This window comes from Nocardiopsis sp. iso_237 (genome assembly GCF_056173345.1).
In genome coordinates this window covers 2,723,456-2,739,229 of record NZ_CM149669.1, presented here as the reverse complement: position 1 = coordinate 2,739,229, position 15,774 = coordinate 2,723,456, and the positions used below count along the sequence as shown (strand labels likewise).

Annotated in this window: 10 protein-coding genes and 1 other RNA gene; 6 read left to right on the top strand and 5 right to left on the bottom strand. The window is 70.7% G+C overall.

Annotation, left to right across the window (positions count from 1 at the left end; translation table 11 throughout):
* The first annotated feature begins 60 nt into the window (after positions 1–60).
* Both AC0VYM_RS12605 and AC0VYM_RS12600 read left to right on the top strand, forming a co-directional pair.
* Entirely contained in the window at positions 61–1,035 is a 975-nt protein-coding gene (locus tag AC0VYM_RS12605; RefSeq protein ID WP_475462382.1) for an ATP-binding cassette domain-containing protein, read from the top strand.
* Positions 1,032–1,859, top strand: a complete 828-nt coding sequence (locus AC0VYM_RS12600) for an ABC transporter permease (protein WP_475462380.1) — start codon at positions 1,032–1,034, stop codon at positions 1,857–1,859. The genes AC0VYM_RS12605 and AC0VYM_RS12600 overlap by 4 nt, the downstream gene beginning before the upstream one ends.
* A gap of 38 nt (positions 1,860–1,897) precedes the next feature.
* On the opposite strand, the gene AC0VYM_RS12595 is transcribed toward AC0VYM_RS12600, so the two are convergent.
* Positions 1,898–5,176, bottom strand: a complete 3,279-nt coding sequence (locus AC0VYM_RS12595) for an AfsR/SARP family transcriptional regulator (RefSeq protein WP_475462378.1) — start codon at positions 5,174–5,176, stop codon at positions 1,898–1,900.
* A 268-nt stretch (positions 5,177–5,444) separates the two neighbouring features.
* On the opposite strand from AC0VYM_RS12595, the gene AC0VYM_RS12590 reads away from it, so the two are divergent.
* The 3 genes from AC0VYM_RS12590 (at position 5,445) to AC0VYM_RS12580 (ending at position 11,474) form a co-directional block, all read left to right on the top strand.
* On the top strand, positions 5,445–6,038 hold the full coding sequence (locus AC0VYM_RS12590) for a YbhB/YbcL family Raf kinase inhibitor-like protein (RefSeq protein ID WP_475462376.1): 594 nt from the start codon (positions 5,445–5,447) through the stop codon (positions 6,036–6,038).
* Between the two features lie 360 nt (positions 6,039–6,398).
* Complete coding sequence (locus tag AC0VYM_RS12585; protein WP_475462374.1) at positions 6,399–8,801, top strand: hypothetical protein; 2,403 nt, start codon at positions 6,399–6,401, stop codon at positions 8,799–8,801.
* Positions 8,802–9,116: 315 nt separating this feature from the next.
* Positions 9,117–11,474, top strand: a complete 2,358-nt coding sequence (locus AC0VYM_RS12580) for a SulP family inorganic anion transporter (protein WP_475462372.1) — start codon at positions 9,117–9,119, stop codon at positions 11,472–11,474.
* Here AC0VYM_RS12580 and AC0VYM_RS12575 read toward each other — a convergent pair.
* Positions 11,423–11,572, bottom strand: a complete 150-nt coding sequence (locus AC0VYM_RS12575) for a hypothetical protein (RefSeq protein ID WP_378739439.1) — start codon at positions 11,570–11,572, stop codon at positions 11,423–11,425. The genes AC0VYM_RS12580 and AC0VYM_RS12575 overlap by 52 nt on opposite strands.
* A gap of 370 nt (positions 11,573–11,942) precedes the next feature.
* On the opposite strand from AC0VYM_RS12575, the gene AC0VYM_RS12570 reads away from it, so the two are divergent.
* A complete protein-coding gene (locus AC0VYM_RS12570) occupies positions 11,943–12,836 on the top strand; it encodes a peptidoglycan-binding protein (protein WP_475462370.1) in 894 nt (297 codons plus the stop codon).
* A 253-nt stretch (positions 12,837–13,089) separates the two neighbouring features.
* On the opposite strand, the gene AC0VYM_RS12565 is transcribed toward AC0VYM_RS12570, so the two are convergent.
* The 3 genes from AC0VYM_RS12565 to rnpB all read right to left on the bottom strand — a co-directional run bounded on the left by AC0VYM_RS12565 (position 13,090) and on the right by rnpB (position 15,758).
* The gene (locus AC0VYM_RS12565; RefSeq protein ID WP_475462368.1) at positions 13,090–13,959 is read right to left on the bottom strand and encodes a hypothetical protein; all 870 of its coding nucleotides are present in this window, start codon (positions 13,957–13,959) and stop codon (positions 13,090–13,092) included.
* Positions 13,960–14,756: 797 nt separating this feature from the next.
* Positions 14,757–15,152, bottom strand: coding sequence for an NUDIX hydrolase (locus tag AC0VYM_RS12560; RefSeq protein ID WP_475462366.1), 396 nt, complete (start codon positions 15,150–15,152; stop codon positions 14,757–14,759).
* 223 nt (positions 15,153–15,375) lie between these two features.
* Positions 15,376–15,758: RNase P RNA component class A (gene rnpB / locus AC0VYM_RS12555), an RNA gene on the bottom strand.
* Positions 15,759–15,774: the final 16 nt, after the last annotated feature.

Genomic DNA, 15,774 nt, shown 5'->3' with positions numbered 1-15,774 from the left:
GTCAGCGTTCTGTCAGTGCAGGTCGGCACACTTGGGGACAGACGTTGAAACGGAGGACCAATGACTGACGCCATCCGCGCGGAGGGTCTGGTCAAGCACTTCAAGGGCAAGACCGCCCTTGGCGGAGTGGACCTGACTGCGAGATCGGGGGCCGTGCTGGGCGTCCTGGGACCCAACGGGTCCGGGAAGACGACGACCGTCCGCATCCTCTCCACCCTGCTCAGGCCGGACGCCGGACACGCCGTCGTGGGCGGCCACGACGTGGTGCGCGAACCGCACGAGGTCCGCCGCCAGATCGGCCTCACCGGTCAGTACGCGGCGGTCGACGCCGAGCTGACCGGCACCCAGAACCTCGTGCTCATCGCCCGCCTGCTCGGCTTCGGGCGCGCCGACGCCCGGGCACGCTCCAGGGAACTGCTGGAGCGGTTCGGCCTCTCCGACGCCGCCGACCGCCCCGCCAAGACCTACTCGGGCGGAATGCGCCGCCGTCTGGACCTGGCAGCGAGCCTGGTGGGCCGCCCCGCGCTCCTGTACCTGGACGAGCCGACCACCGGTCTGGACCCGCACAGCCGCAACGGCCTGTGGGACGTCGTGCGCGACCTCGTGGCCGACGGCGTGACCGTGCTGCTCACCACCCAGTACCTGGAGGAGGCCGACCAGCTCGCCGACGACATCATCGTGCTGGACCACGGCAAGGTGATCAGCCGGGGCACGCCCGAGGAGCTGAAGAACCACGCGGGCAACCAGGTGCTGCAACTGCGCACCGTGGACCCCGCGCAGCTGCCGCTGGCCACCCGGATCGTCGAGGCCGTCACCAGCTCACCGGTGACCACGGACGGGCTGCTCGCCAGCGTCCCGGTCACCGACGTGGGCGTGCTGCCCGAGACGGTGCGCCGCCTGGACGAACAGGGTGTGTCCGTCGCGGAGCTCTCCCTGCGCAAGCCGAGCCTGGACGAGGTGTTCCTCGCCCTGACCGGCCACACCGCCGAAGACGAGACCGCGGGGCAGCCCGCGAACGAAGGGACCCCAGCATGAGTGCCGTGACGACCCGGCCGAGGTCGGCACAGGAGGGCGCGCCGGTGGCGCCCCCGCGCATCTCCCCCCTGACCACCGTCCAGCACGGGCTCCAGCTCACCTGGCGCAGCGTCCTGAAGATCAGGGCCAACCCCGAAGAGGTCTTCGGGCTGATGCTCCAGCCGGTCATGTTCGTGACCCTGTTCGTCTTCGTCTTCGGGCAGGCGATGATGGGCGACTGGCAGACCTACCGCGACTTCCTGATGCCCGGCATCATCGCGCAGTCGGTCATCTTCGCCACGATGGGCACGGGCTTCAGCCTCAGCCAGGACGTGGAGAAGGGCATCTTCGACCGGTTCCGGTCGCTGCCCATCGCGCGTTCGGGCCCGTTGATCGGCGCCATCCTGGGCGACCTGGTCCGCTACGCGATCACCGTGGTCATGGTGATGGTCGTCGGCCTGGCGATCGGCTTCCGGCCGGACGGCGGGTTCTTCGGTGTCCTGGCCGCCAGCGCCCTGGTGCTGCTGTTCGCGTTCGCCCTGTGCTGGATGTCGGCCTTCGTGGGCATGCTCGCCCGCACACCGATGGCGGTGCAGTCGTTCGCGATGATCCTGCTGTTCCCGCTGACCTTCGGCAGCTCGGCGTTCGTCGCTCCCGACGACATGCCGGGCTGGTTGGCCCCGATCGCGGCGAACAACCCGGTCACGCACGTGGTGGACGCCATGCGCGGGCTCATGCTCGGCGGTGACGCCGCCGCTCCCGTGGCCTGGACGCTGGTCTGGACCCTGGTGATCACGGCGGTCTTCTTCCCGCTGGCCGTCTGGGCCTACCGCCGCCGCACCTGATCCCGTGCGTCGGGCGCCGCCGTGTGCGGCGCCCGACGTCACTGTGCCCAGTCCCCGAGGTCGACGTCGTCCGGAACGATCGGGGCGAGCCACGCCTCCACGCGTTCCCGCCCGGTCTCGCGTTCACTGGCCTCGCCCTCCGCCAGCAGACGCGCGAACCCCTCCGCGCCCAGACTCTCCCTGAGCAGTCCGCGGACCCGGCGCCCCCTGTGCGAGGCGGTGTCGGGGACGCCGCGCAGCCGAGCCGCGTAGCCGAGCATGAACGCGGCCCACTCCGGGTTCGCTCCCGCCACCATGGACGCCATGGTGTCCAGGACGTCGGCGCTGATCGGCCCCAACCCGAACCGGGACAGCCACCAGGCACGGCCCACCTCGCGCCAGGCCAGGCCCGTGTCGCCCTCGGCCCAGGCGAGGTCGGCCGCCTGCACCCGCCACGCGGGTTCGACGTAGGCCGGGGCGAACCCGCCCAGGGCGGCCACGGCCGGTTCGGTCTCCTCCAGGAGCCGCCGGGCCTCGACCGTGCGTCCGGCGGCGCACAGCCACTGGATGTGGGTGAGCCGGAGGGAGATCAGGTGCTCGTCCTCGGCCGAGCTCCCCAGCAGCCGTTTGAGGTCCCGCTCGGCCTCCTCCACCTCGCCGAGGTCGACCAGGACCTGGGTCCGCCGGGCCCGGAACATGGTCACGACACCGTCCAGCCCGCCCTCGCGCGCCAGGGCGATCCCCTCGTCGAGCAGACGGCGGCAGCGTCCGAGGTCCGTGTAGCGGACCACGTCCACCAGGTGCACGATGGCGTTGCACTGCCCCCACACGTCCCCGACCTCGCGCATGGACTCCAGTGCGGTCGTGGCCCGGTCCACGGCCCGGTCGGCCTCGCCGTGGACCGCGTCCAGCAGCGAGAGCATCAGGTACGTCATCGCCCGGGCCCAGGGGTCCCGCTGTTCCCGGACGCTCTCCTCCAGCCGGGCGCGGGACCGGCCCCCGGGGTGGCGGTCGGCCATCGAGCGGTACACCAGGCACAGGATGAGCACGGGGTGGTCCTCGGCCCGGAGCCCGGCCCCCGTCAGCACCTCGTCCACCCGGTCGAGGCGTTCCATGACGGCGGCCCGCCCCAGGTCCATGTCCCCCGAACGGTGGAAGAGGCAGCTCGCGTAGGCCACCTCGTGCCCCTCGGGAGGTGTGTCGCCCACCAGCTCCAGGACCTGACGGGACCACCGCTCGGTCTGCTGCCAGTGTTCGTCCAGGGCCCAGTACCACTGGGAGTGCTCCACCAGCTCCAGGGCGAGGGCGGCGTCGCGCCGCTCCACCGCCCAGTGGAAGGCGGCCGCGCAGTTGTCCGCCTCCGCCGAGAGCCGGGCCAGCCAGGCCCGCTGGCCCGGTCCGCGCAGCTCGGGGTCGCCCCGGCGCCACAGGTCGCGCGCGTGGCGGGCCTGCGTGTCCCGGACGCGCTCCTCCTCACCGCTGGCGGTCAGGCGCTCGGCCGCGTAGGCACGGACCGTCTCCAGCTGCCGGTAGCGGGCGGGGGCGTCCTCGCCTTCGGGGTCCGCCACCACGAGCGACTTGTCGACGAGGGCGAACAGGACCGTCCAGACGTCGTCACCGGCCACGGTCCCGTCCGGCCCGTCCGGATCGGAGCCGACCGCCTCGACCGCCTCCAGGGTGGCACCGCCCGGGAGGACGGCCAGGCGGCGGAGCAGGCGACGTTCGGGTTCGTCGAGCAGTTCCCAGCTCCAGTCGACCACCGCGCGCAGGGTGCGGTGGCGGGGCAGCGCCGAGCGGCTGCCGTTGGTGAGCAGGCGGAACCGGTCGCAGAGGCGCTCCGCGAGCTGGGCGGGAGACATCGCGCGCAGACGGGCGGCGGCCAGTTCGAGCGCGAGCGGCATACCGTCCAGTTCACGGATGATCCGCACGACGTGGCCGACGTTGTCGGTGTTCACGGTGAAGCCGGGGAGGACCGCCCGCGCGCGTTCGGAGAACAGGGTCACGGCGGGGTAGGTTCCGGCCTCCTCCGCTCCGGCACCCTCGGGCGGCGGCTCCAGGGAGGGCACCGGCAACAGGACCTCTCCCCCGACTCCCAGGGGTTCGCGGGAGGTGACGAGCACGCGCAGGTCCGGGCAGCGCGACAGCAGGGTCTCGACCAGCCGGGCGGCGTCGGCCACCACGTGCTCGCAGTTGTCCAGCACGACCAGCGCGGAACGCTCACTCAGGAAGGAGACGATCCGTTCGAGCGGGGACTGCGGCAGGACGGCCGTACGCGCCTGGAAGACGGCCTGCCCGCGCAGGTCCAGGGCGGTGGCGAGCGCGTCGGGGAGGTCCGCGCCCTGGCGCACGGGAGCGAGACCGACGAACCACACCCCCTCGGACGCGAGCTCGGGTGCCCGTTCGACCAGGGTTGCGGCGGTTTCCACGGCCAGCCGGGTCTTGCCCGAACCGCCCGGGCCGGTGAGGGTGACCAGCCGGGCTGCGGAGAGGCGGTCCACGGCGGCGCACACCTCCGTCTCGCGGGGAACGAAGCTGGTCAGGGGCCGAGGCAGGCGGACCACGGCGGGTGGCCGGGGTTCCTTCGACACGGGACCGTCGGGGGCGAGCTCACCGCGCAGCAGCCGGAGGTGGACCCCCCGGAGGTGTTCGGAGGGGTCGAGCCCCAGCTCGTCCGCGAGCCGTACCCTGAAGGCGTCGTAGGCGGCGAGGGCGTCGGCGGTCCGCCCGTTGCCCGCCAGCGCGCGCATGAGGAGTTCGACGGGGCGTTCGCGCTGCGGTTCCCGGGAGGCCAGCGCCTCCGCCTCGGGCAGGGTCTCCACGAAGCGGCCGAGGTCGAGCCGGGCGCTGAGATGGTCCTCGCGGGCGGTTCGGCGGGCCTCGGACAGGCGCAGGGCCACGTCCTCGCCCACGCCGCGCGCGGTGAGGTCGGGCAGGGCCGGTCCGCGCCACAGGGCCAGGGCCGCCGACAGGGCGCGTTCGGCCTCCCTCGCCCGACCGGCCAGGAGCCGTTCCCGCCCGCGCCCGGCCAGTTCCTCGAACTCGTACAGGTCCACCTGGCCGGAGGCGACCTCCAGTCGGTAGCCGGTGGCGTCGCCGTGGAGGCGGACGTCACCGCCCAGGGCGCGGCGCAGGCGCGAGGCCAGGGCCTGGAGCGCGTTGCCCGTGGCGGCGGGGGCGTCGTCCCCCCAGATCGCGTCGGTGAGCCGTTCGGTGGACACCTGTCGGCCGGGGCTGAGCAGGAGGAGTGTCAGGAGGGCGCGCAGACGGGCGCCGCCGATGGTGAGGGGCTCTCCGGAGGCGTCGTGTACCTGGAGGGGCCCCAGAATGGAGAACCGCACCGAACCATCATCACCGATTTCGGGGACGTCCGGGCGTGACCGCCGCTCCGGAACGCCGGTGGCGGCACCGCCGCGACGCCGGTCCGCGAACGGCGCGGAATGCGGTGGTCGCGGCCGATCACAGTAGGGTTCGGACAGGGCCGTGTCGCGCCAACCGTCCAGGTGCCGGTGCGCACGGTTCCCCCGTGACCGGCCCGGGTCCCTCCCGCGCCTGGTCCGACGTACCGCGAGTCTCGCCTTATGGCCCGAAAGTCCAGCTGGAGCCCCATTGTTCCCGGTCTTGTCTTCCCTCCGGACCACCGCAGCGCACGGTGTGCCCCGAACGTCCCCCGGCACCCGTGCGGGCGCCGTGGCGGTGGGCGCCGCCCTGCTCGCGTCAACCGGTTGCGGGGTCCCCTCGGAGCTGCGTGGTGAGATGCCGACCGACATCAACGTGACCAGCCCGATGATGCAGGAGGGCCAGCCGCTTCCCGCCGCGTACTCGTGCGAGGCCGACGGCGAGCCGGTGTCGCCGCCGCTGAGCTGGTCGGGGCTGCCCGACGACGTGGGCTCGATCGCGCTGGTGGTGGACGACCCGAGCGCCGCCGTCGTGTTCTGGATGGTCTACGACCTGGACCCGCAGCTGGTCGAGCTGCGGCAGAACACCGTTCCGGGCGACGCGAGGCAGGGGCAGAACACCGCGGGGGACTCCGCCTACGGGGCCCCCTGCCCGGAGGAGGGGGACATGCACGAGTTCCGCTTCACCGTGTACGCGCTGGAGGGCAACCTGGACCTGCCCGAGGGCGCGTCGCTCGACCTGACCCTGGACGCCATCGCGGAACAGGCCGTGGCCCGGGGGACGCTGCTCACCAGCAGCGAGTGAAATAGGTCATAATAGGCAACTCCCTGCGCCCGGAAGCCGGACGGACCCGCCCGACCGACGACTCGGGGATCACCTGAGGAAGCACCCGTCGCCCTCTGCACACAGCGCGCGACAGCGCATACAGTGGGTCCGTGCCCCTCACCCCATTTCAGTTGACCGATACCCGTTCACCCGCCCCGCGGCACCCTGACCCGAGACCGCGTCGGATCACCGGCGGTCGCGCCCTGCCCACCACTCGGTCCCGGCACGCCGGGTCGACGCGGAACCGGGCCGCCGCCTTCCCACCTCGACCGGTACTCGTCAGGCCGGTCCCAGGCGCTCCCCGGGCGCGGCCGACCTCCCCAAGGTAGTGCGTACACCATGACCGTCACCGTCATCATCATCACCGCCGTCATCGTCGTGCTCGCCGTGCTCGTGCTCCTCCTCCTGGGGATGCGCGCGCTCAGCATCGGCTCGCGTGAGGACGACTACGACGACGAGTACGAGTACGACGACGTCGAGGACACCGACCGCGACGACCGGCGCGACCGGCGGGAGCGGGACGAGGCCCCCGAGGACGACGGGGCCGCCCCGAGGGGCCGGTCCCGCAGATCGCGCCAGGACTCCGGGGGCAGGGCGGAGCGGCGGCCCAAGGGTCGGCGCCAGCGCGGGGTGGACTGGGAGGACGACTCCGACGGGCTCTCCGACAACGACTTCTGGTCCAGTCTGAGCGACGAGGACGCGGCACCGACCCGTTCCGGTGGGCACGGGGGCGCCACCGGACCCGGTGACGACGACGGTTACGCGGACGACTACGACGACGACTTCGACGACCACGGTGTGCCCGAGCGGCAGGACACCGTCATCCAGGCCCCGATCAGCGGCGCCAACGCCCTTCCGCCCGCCCCGGCGGAGCGCGGGCCCACCGGCCCCTCCGACCTCGCGATGCTGGCGAGCCTGGGGCAGAGCGACACGCCCCCCGAGCCCGCCCCCCGCCACCAGGAGCAGCGCCCGCCCGAGCAGACTCCGGCGCAGGGTCTGACCGCGCTGCCGCCGAGCCAGGGCCTGCCTCCCACGCAGGGGCTCCCCCCCGCCCGGGCCGCGGCCTCGCCTTCCACTCCGGACGACGACCCTCTGGGCGCGGGTTCCTGGACCCCGCGTCCCCCCTCGACCGGGGACCCCTTCGAGGGGCGTGAGCCGCTCCGGCCCGCCGAGCGGCGTGACCCGATCGCCCAGGACCCGCTGGGCGGGCCCCTCGGCGGCGGGCCGCTGGGGGGAGGCGGCCCGGGCCCCGGTTCGCCGGGCGGTGGATCCCTGGACGGCGTGCCGCTGGGCGGTGGATCCCTGGACGGCGGTGCGCGTTCGTCCTACGACAGCGGGGCGATGCACCGCTCCGACTACCCGCCCCTGGGCGGCACCACGGGTTCCGGCGGTGTCGGCGGGACGACGCCGACCTCGTCCGATCCGTTGGACCCCGGGTTCCGGCCGAGCTCTTCCAGCGGTGACGACCTGAGCTCACCGATCTGGTCGAGCATGGACACCGGCGCCCACCAGCGCCCCGATCTCTCCTCGCTGGGCGGGTTCGGAGCGGGCCACGGGGGGCCGACCGGTGGTCACGCGGCCCCCGGACCGGGCGCCCAGCCCGCACCGGGCCAGCCGATGGGCGGCCCGACCGTGCCCGGACACCAGTTCCCCGGTTCCACCGATCCCCTCACCGGCGGGTACCCGGCGGGTTCGTTCACGTCCGGCGCGTCCTACGACAGCGGGTCCTTCTCGCGTTCCGAGTACGACACCGGCACCCACCGGCGCGGCCCCTACGACACCGGCGCCCACACCCGCGACTACCAGTCCGGAATGCCCGGCCAAGGCGCACTCGGCGGACCGGAGTACGACACCGGAACCCACCACCGCCCCGCCTACGACACCGACTCCTTCACCCGCTCCGAATACGACACCGGCACCCACCAGCGCAGCCCCTACGACACCGGCGCCCACACCCGCGACTACCAGTCCGGAATGCCCGGCCAAGGCGCACTCGGCGGACCGGAGTACGACACCGGAACCCACCACCGCCCCGCCTACGACACCGACTCCTTCACCCGCTCCGAATACGACACCGGCACCCACCAGCGCAGCCCCTACGACACCGGCGCCCACACCCGCGACTACCAGTCCGGAATGCCCGGCCAAGGCGCACTCGGCGGTCAGAGCGGTCGGCCGAACGCGCCCGGCGGCGTCGGCGGCAACGCTCCGCTCTGGGGCGGGCAGGACGACACGGGCGGCTTCGGCCAGCCGGGCCAGCCGACGATCCCGGGCGGCCAGCCGGGGCAGCCCTCCCCGTACGGGCAGGGCCCCGCCGTTCCTCCGGGGCCGGGCAGCCCGGCCAGTGGTCCCGGATACCCCGGCACCGGCTACGCGACCGGCGCCTACTCGGCCGAGCAGCTGCGCGGTGAGCTCCCGACCACCTTCCCGGGCCACACCCAGCAGGGCGACCCCTACGGCCAGCAGCCCCACTCCGGCGGGCAGGGCGGCTACGGCGGCCCGGGTGACTACGCCGACCCCCTCAGGGGCGGATACGCCCCGCAGCGGCCGGAGCCCGACTACGGGTACCCGCCGGTCGAGGGCTGGCAGCCGCCGTTCCCGGACGGCGGCGACGGCCAGGGCGGGCCCGGACAGCAGCAGGGCCCCGGCCCCTTCGGGCAGCAGCCCTACGGTCGCCGCGCCCAAGGTGAGCACTACGAGGGCGGCTACGAGGGCGGTTACGAGGACGGCCGCTTCCGCTAGGCCACGACCTCCGGCGCCACCGCGCGCCACCATCACCACTTCACACCACCGAGGTGGCGGGGAACCCCCGCCACCTCGGTTTTCTTCTGTCCCGGTTTGTCCGCGCGGACATGTGAAGTCCGGAAAAAGGTCACCGGGAGCACAACAGCGCGTAACACAGAGTCACCCGAATTGACTACAGTTGGTTATTGACGATGCACCCTTCGCGGTCACATCGTCGTCACGCGTTCAGCCACGTGCCCCCCGTTGCGGACTCTGCCGTCCCCGTGCGCCTACGCATACGCCTTTGCCTGGTCCAACCCGAACGGAGTAACCATGCGCAACGACGCCCAGGGAGCACCACCCGGCCGCCCGGAGAACACCTCCGAACGGCCCGGGACCCACACGGATCGCAAGGGGGTCGCCGCCGACGTCGGTGCCTCCCTCGTGGTCTTCCTGGTCGCCGTCCCCCTGTCCCTGGGGATCGCCGTAGCCTCCGGCGCGCCCCTGATCGCCGGGATCATCGCCGCCGTCGTCGGCGGTATCGTCGCCGGTCTCGTCGGCGGATCGGTGGTACAGGTCAGCGGCCCGGCCGCCGGACTGACCATCATCGTCGCCGACCTGATCCTGACGTACGGCTGGCGGGTCACCTGCCTGATCACCCTGCTGGCCGGTCTGGTCCAACTCGCACTGGGGGCGTTCCGCATCGCGCGGGCCGCCCTCGCCGTCTCCCCCGCCGTCGTGCACGGCATGCTCGCGGGGGTCGGCGTCACCATCGCGCTGGCCCAGCTGCACGTGGTCCTGGGCGGGGCCCCGCAGAGCTCGGCCCTGGCCAACATCGCGGACCTGCCGCACCAGATCGCGAACAACCACACCGCCGCCGTCGCGGTCGGCGTCATCACCATCGCGATCATGTTCGGCTGGAACCGGCTCCCCGCCATCGGCAGGGTGCGGCCGGGGATGATCCCCGCCGCGCTGGTCGCGGTGGGCACCGCCACCGTCATCGCCACCCTGGGGCGCTGGGAGGTGGAGACCGTGGCCCTGCCCGGCTCCCTGGCCGACGCCTGGAACGGGCCCATGCTGCCCGAGGCCGGGCAGTGGCACGGGATCGCCCTGGCCGTGGCGGCCGTCGCCATGGTCGCCAGCGTGGAGTCGCTGCTGGCCGCCATCGCGGTGGACCGCCTGCACAGCGGCCGCAGGGTCCAGCTCAACCGCGAGCTCTGCGGTCAGGGCGCGGCCAACACCGTCAGCGGCGCCCTGGGCGGCCTGCCCATCGCCGGTGTCATCGTGCGCAGCACCGCCAACGTGCGCGCCGGGGCCCGCAGCCCGCTCTCCACGATCCTGCACGGCGTGTGGATCCTGCTGTTCGTCGCGTTCTTCGCGCACGTGGTCGAGCTGATCCCGATGGCGGCCCTGGCCGCGCTGCTCGTCTTCATCGGCGTGCAGATGGTGTCCCTGGCCCACCTGCGCGACCTGCGCAAGCACCACGAGGCCAGCGTCTACCTGGTGACCCTGCTCGGTGTGGTGTTCATCGGGCTGCTGGAGGGGGTGTTCATCGGCTTCGCGTTGGCGATGATCGTGTCGCTGCGCCGCCTGACCAAGCTCACCGTGGTCACCGAGGAGCGCGCCGGACGGGTGCACGTGACCGTGCACGGGTCACTCACCTTCCTGGGCGTGCCCCGGCTGGCACACGTGCTGCGGACCATCCCCGAGGGGGCCAGCGTCGACCTCGACCTGCACGTGGACTTCATGGACCACGCCGCCTTCGAGGCGATCCACGCCTGGCGGGTGGACCACGAGCGCACCGGCGGCAGCGTCGACATCGACGAGGTCCACGAGAACTGGTACGCGCGCAGCTCCACGAGGTCGGCTCCGGCGGCCAAGACCATCCCCAAGGGCCGCTGGTGGGCCCCGTGGGACATGCGCCGTGAGTCCGGCGCCGACCTGGCGGTGAACCCGCTGGGCATGCTCACCGCCGGGGCGCGCGAGTACCACGCCAGCACGGCGGACCAGATGCGCTCGGTGATGAGCCGCCTCTCGCACCACCACAACCCGACCACCCTGTTCATCACCTGCGCGGACTCACGGGTGGTGCCGAACCTGATCACCGCCAGCGGTCCGGGTGACCTGTTCACCCTGCGCAACGTGGGGAACCTGGTGCCGCCCCACGGGAACGCCGACGGTTCCGCCGGCGCCGCCGTCGAGTACGCGGTCAACGTCCTGCGGGTGCCCTCGATCGTGGTCTGCGGGCACTCCCACTGCGGAGCGATGCGGGCCCTGGCCGAGGGGGCGCACCAGGGGCCGGTCGAGGCGGAGAGCACCCACATCCGCCGGTGGCTGGCCAACGGCGAGGGGAGCCTGCGCCGGGCCGGGGCGGACCACGGTGAGTTGGCGGGGCTGCCCGCCTCGGAGGCTCTGCGGCGCCTGGCCCAGGCCAACGTGGTCGAGCAGCTCGGCAACCTGATGGGGTACCCGGTCGTGCGGGAGCGCGTGGAGTCGGGGGAACTCACGCTGTCCGGGATGTACTACGACCTGGAGACCGCCAAGGTGCACCTGCTGGACGCCGGGACCGGGGAGTTCTCGCCCGTTCGTGGCGTCCAGGACGTGCCCGAGCCCGTGCCGCACCCCCGCCCGGAGGTGGTTCAGCCGTCGGACGGGTCGTCGTCGGGCGCGTCGTCCCGTCCGTCCTGCTGAACGCCTGAGGCCTGGTAGGTGGCGAGCAGGATGATCGCCACGATCGCCAGGATCGGCAGGGCGAAGAGCAGCACCCAGAAGGCGGTGGAGTCGAACAAGAGTCACCCATTCCCGTGAACGCGGATGCCCGTCGGGCCGTCGACCCCGGTCGGCCCACGGGCGTTCGCGCTCCGGAGCTCCCGGGGTACGGAACGCACGGGCCAATCTACCGTCCCACAAGGCGATCCGGCCATCACCGTGACGATTCAGGAATGTGTCCCCGAAGCCGTTCCGTCCGTCCGAAAGCACCCGGAACCCCCCTGTACGAATCGGAGCGGGCACCCTACTCTCCAGGGGACCGAAGGAAACCATCCATACGAACCCCCTCCTTCGGCATATTCCTTCACAGGAGACAAGATGTGCGAGTCCTGCACGGCGCCCGTCTCTGACCCCCGCGCCTGTGAACCCTCCGCCCCCTGGTCACGCCGCATGCTGTTCGGAACCGGGATGGGAGCCGCCGTGGCCCTGACCGGCCTGGGCGGCACCGCGCACGCGGCGTCCGCGATGAACGCCTCCTGGTGCAACCCGGCCCTGGGCTACTTCCCCTCCGGCGGGCACTTCGGTGCGCCCCGGGGCGGCAGCACCCACGCCGGTCAGGACGTCACCAACAGCACGGGCACCGCCGTGTACGCCGCGGCCGCCGGAACCGTGGTCGGCCGCTCCTGGGGAGGCGGCCTCCCCGGCCGGACCGGCGAGGCCGTCGTCATCTCCCATGGCGGCAACGTGTACACCTACTACGGACACCTGAGCGCCTACCGGGTCGCCCTCAACGCCCGGGTCAGCGCGGGCCAGCGCATCGCCGACATGGGCGCCACCGGCAACGTGACCGGCCCCCACCTGCACTTCGAGACCCACACGGGGCGCCTTGGAGGGATCACCAACCCGGTGCCCTTCCTGCGCTCCCGGGGTGTGGACCTGGGCGGTGGCTGGCCGAGCATCGACCCCGAGGCCAACGGGGTGACGGTCTCCGTCATCCAGCACCTGATGACCCAGCGCGGCACGTCCCTCGTGACCGACGGCTACTACGGCCCCACGTCGGTCAACGCGGTGAAGGCGTTCCAACGGTCCAAGGGGCTGGTCGCGGACGGCCAGGTCGGCCCGAAGACCTGGCCCCACCTGGTGTACGAGCTCAAGCAGGGGGTCCGCGACGGCTCCCACGTGCGCGGGCTCCAGACCGCGATGAACAGGCGCAGCGCGGGCCTGGCGGTGGACGGCAACTTCGGGCCGGTCGTGAACACGGCCGTCCGCGAGTTCCAGCGCGTCAATCGGCTGGTCGTCGACGGCGAGGCCGGCCCCCTCACCTGGCGGGCCCTGGTGGGCTGAGTGCGCCGCTCGGCCCCGCCCCCGGACCCGGGGCCGAGCACCACGGCCGCAGAGGCCGAGAAGAGGAAGGAGAGAGGGAGTCGGCCGGTAAGCCGGATTCCACTACGCCCGTTCCGCTGACCTCGACCGAAACCCAATGAAGCCACGGCACCTGCAGTGACAGGTCTCGCGGCTTCTCGCTGTTCCCCGGTGCTCCCCGACCTCCGAGCAAGCACAGAGCAAACACCACCAATAACCCTGAACTTCCTTTCACTTAAGGGTACATTTTTCTCAGATCTCTAAGCCCCCTAGGCTCCACGACCTTCAAATCTCCTATGTCGACCACAGGAGATCTATCATTCACAACCCTCCATGGATCAACGATTCGACCTTCCTGAACTAGTGGCTTGGCATCCACCTCCAACCCCACAGTGAAGACATCACCTCCAGCCTTTACAGGAAATATAGCAAAGGTCTCTTTGAGGAAATTATTTGAAACATCACCAGACCGCAGGGCGAACCAATCATCGACACACCCTCCCGCCCTCCATTCAAATATCGCCTCCACTCCGGGGCCAGGAAAATACTTCCCATACGCAGGATCCACCAGAGCCGGGACCTCGACCATGCCCTTTGAGAAAAATGACTCCCCATCAATAAAACTCGCCAACCGAGGAGACACAAGGACCGCACTGCTGCCAGAGTTAAACAGAGCCCCTCTAATAACGTAGTAAAGATCGTATTCCCAATCGTCAAGAGGGGATACTACCGCCAGTTGATCGTCGAAGTCATGCCTCGGATGGGGATAAGGGTACTTATCCTCATACTTCACAATGACGGGGGACTCCGGAGAACTCGACACCGCAACCACCACCTGAGGCGACCCAGCGTGGAGCTTACTCTCTATATCCCCGATCAAGGCAAGGCCAGTATTTCTCAGCGCATCCCGTGCTATAGCATTAGAGTGATCTGCCGCACTCGCCTGCTCTGCAGCCCACGCAGTCTGCTCCTGCATTTCCTTCACATTTCTTTTTGAGATCCAAGCCGACCAAAAAGAAACAAAAAGAGCAAGGAGTGCAACACCAAAGGAGAGCACACCGAGATTAACATTCTCAACAGTCCAAATCCACGAATCCTCAAGCAAGAAACCCTAAGCCCCCTTGCGTGGTTTGATAAGCCAAATCTAGATTTTAGCCGCAAGGGGTTCCTGCCGCCAGGGGTCGCCTGCGGTTGCTGTATTCATACCTCAGCTGAACTACACAAAGAACCTCTCACCTGCCCGATCTTCGTCCGTCCGCCTGGGCTCCCAGGGAAACCGCATTCTCCTCCAATCTTTGGCAGCCTCCCTGTTCTCTGTCTTACGCGCGCTCCGAGGCCCTGCACTTCCGTGTACTGCTCGCTCCATGGTTGCTATCTGGCCCTGGTTGTCTGGAGTCCCGCCGCTCGAACTGCCCGCTGTCGGTCCGAACCCCTGCGTCCCTGGACTGTTGCTGCCCCTGGTTCGCTCACTCTGTGAAGAATCGCCGTGCCCACTGGGCTGGCGGGGCGCGCGAGGCCGCGCCGCGCGGAACGCAGGCGAGCGCGGACGCGGCGCGCCTACCGCCGAACACCCCCGGGTGCGGTGTGGTAGGTCCTTGACCGGACGAAGGGTGAAAGGGAAGAGGGGCGCACCGCCACAGCAGTCCTGCACCGTGCGCAGCTGCCCCCACTTCCTAGATTCCCGAGTCCCCGCCGGAGGCCTGTTCTCACCGGAGGAACTGCGGGGCCGCAGCCGCCAGCAACACGCCCAGCCATCCGCCCTCCCGACCGCGTCCCGCACCCGACCGCCCAAGCTCAGCCAAGGCTGCCCCGCACCGCAGGTGCGGGCTTGAAGACGTAACGAAACTTCTCATCACCCGGCTCCGGGGATGAAGAAACCCGGAAGACTCAAGGTCCTCCGGGTTAGCTCCCCGCCCTACAGCAGGTTCGTGCCATCGTGGCAGCGGATAAAGGGGCCATCACCTCGCAGCGCGTCCAGAACACGGACCAGCCTCGCTTCCGGCATCCGTTCTCGGGCTCCACGCTGATCCAACGCGCAGTCTTCGCTTCTTCCGACGGCCGGGGTTCACCGGATTCGATCGTGCAAGCGATGGCCATGCTCACCACGCCAAGAGACATGTTCTTGTAGATCCCGATCAGCCGCCCCGGCCTGACCTTCACCCTGGTCTCCTCGAAGACCTCCCGAACAACGCCGTCTCTGGGGTCCTCGTGGAGCTCCAGAACAACGCCCGGCGGAACCCACCGACCGTCGTCGTCGCGCTCGATCGCGAGGACCTGGCCGTCATCGTTGAAGACCACGCCTGTGACGCTTACCGAATGCCGCGGAGTCTCAGTCATTGCGGTTCTCTTCCCACTCGTGCACCAGGGACCAGGCACAGGCGTCCAGGACGTTCACGGTCGCCTCGACGTTCATGCCCTGCGTATCGATGCCGATCCGGGTCACGACGATGACCGGAGTGCGAGGAAGTCCGCCTCTTCCTGAAGAGGACGGCGAATGGTGATCTCCTCGGAGACGTAGAGGAGAGGGAGTCGGCCGGTAAGCCGGATTCTGTCGGTCCTGGGACCGGACGGTCATCCATCTGGGGCCGCCGTTGCCGACGACCTCGGTGCGGTCTACCCGCGGACTCGGGCGGGCCGCCCTCGAACATCCGCGCGGGAACCCGGAGGTTCCCTTTTTGACCTTGCTCCGGGTGGGGTTTACCTAGCCAGCCGGATCGCTCCGGCCGCTGGTGGTCTCTTACACCACCGTTTCACCCTTACCACCGCGAGCGGTGGCGGTCTGTTTTCTGTGGCACTGTCCCGCGGGTCACCCCGGGTCGGCGTTACCGACCACCCTGCCCTGTGGAGTCCGGACTTTCCTCGAACCCGCGCCGGGCGCGGGTCCGCGACCGTCTGGCCGACTCCCCCTCTGACCCCAGTC

What these genes read in the sequence shown, in the direction of transcription:
- AC0VYM_RS12605 (WP_475462382.1), top strand. Translation starts at nt 61, where the DNA reads ATGACTGACGCCATCCGCGCGGAGGGTCTGGTCAAGCACTTCAAGGGC.
- AC0VYM_RS12600 (WP_475462380.1), top strand. Translation starts at nt 1,032, where the DNA reads ATGAGTGCCGTGACGACCCGGCCGAGGTCGGCACAGGAGGGCGCGCCG.
- AC0VYM_RS12585 (WP_475462374.1), top strand. Translation starts at nt 6,399, where the DNA reads ATGACCGTCACCGTCATCATCATCACCGCCGTCATCGTCGTGCTCGCC.
- AC0VYM_RS12580 (WP_475462372.1), top strand. Translation starts at nt 9,117, where the DNA reads ATGCGCAACGACGCCCAGGGAGCACCACCCGGCCGCCCGGAGAACACC.
- AC0VYM_RS12570 (WP_475462370.1), top strand. Translation starts at nt 11,943, where the DNA reads ATGCTGTTCGGAACCGGGATGGGAGCCGCCGTGGCCCTGACCGGCCTG.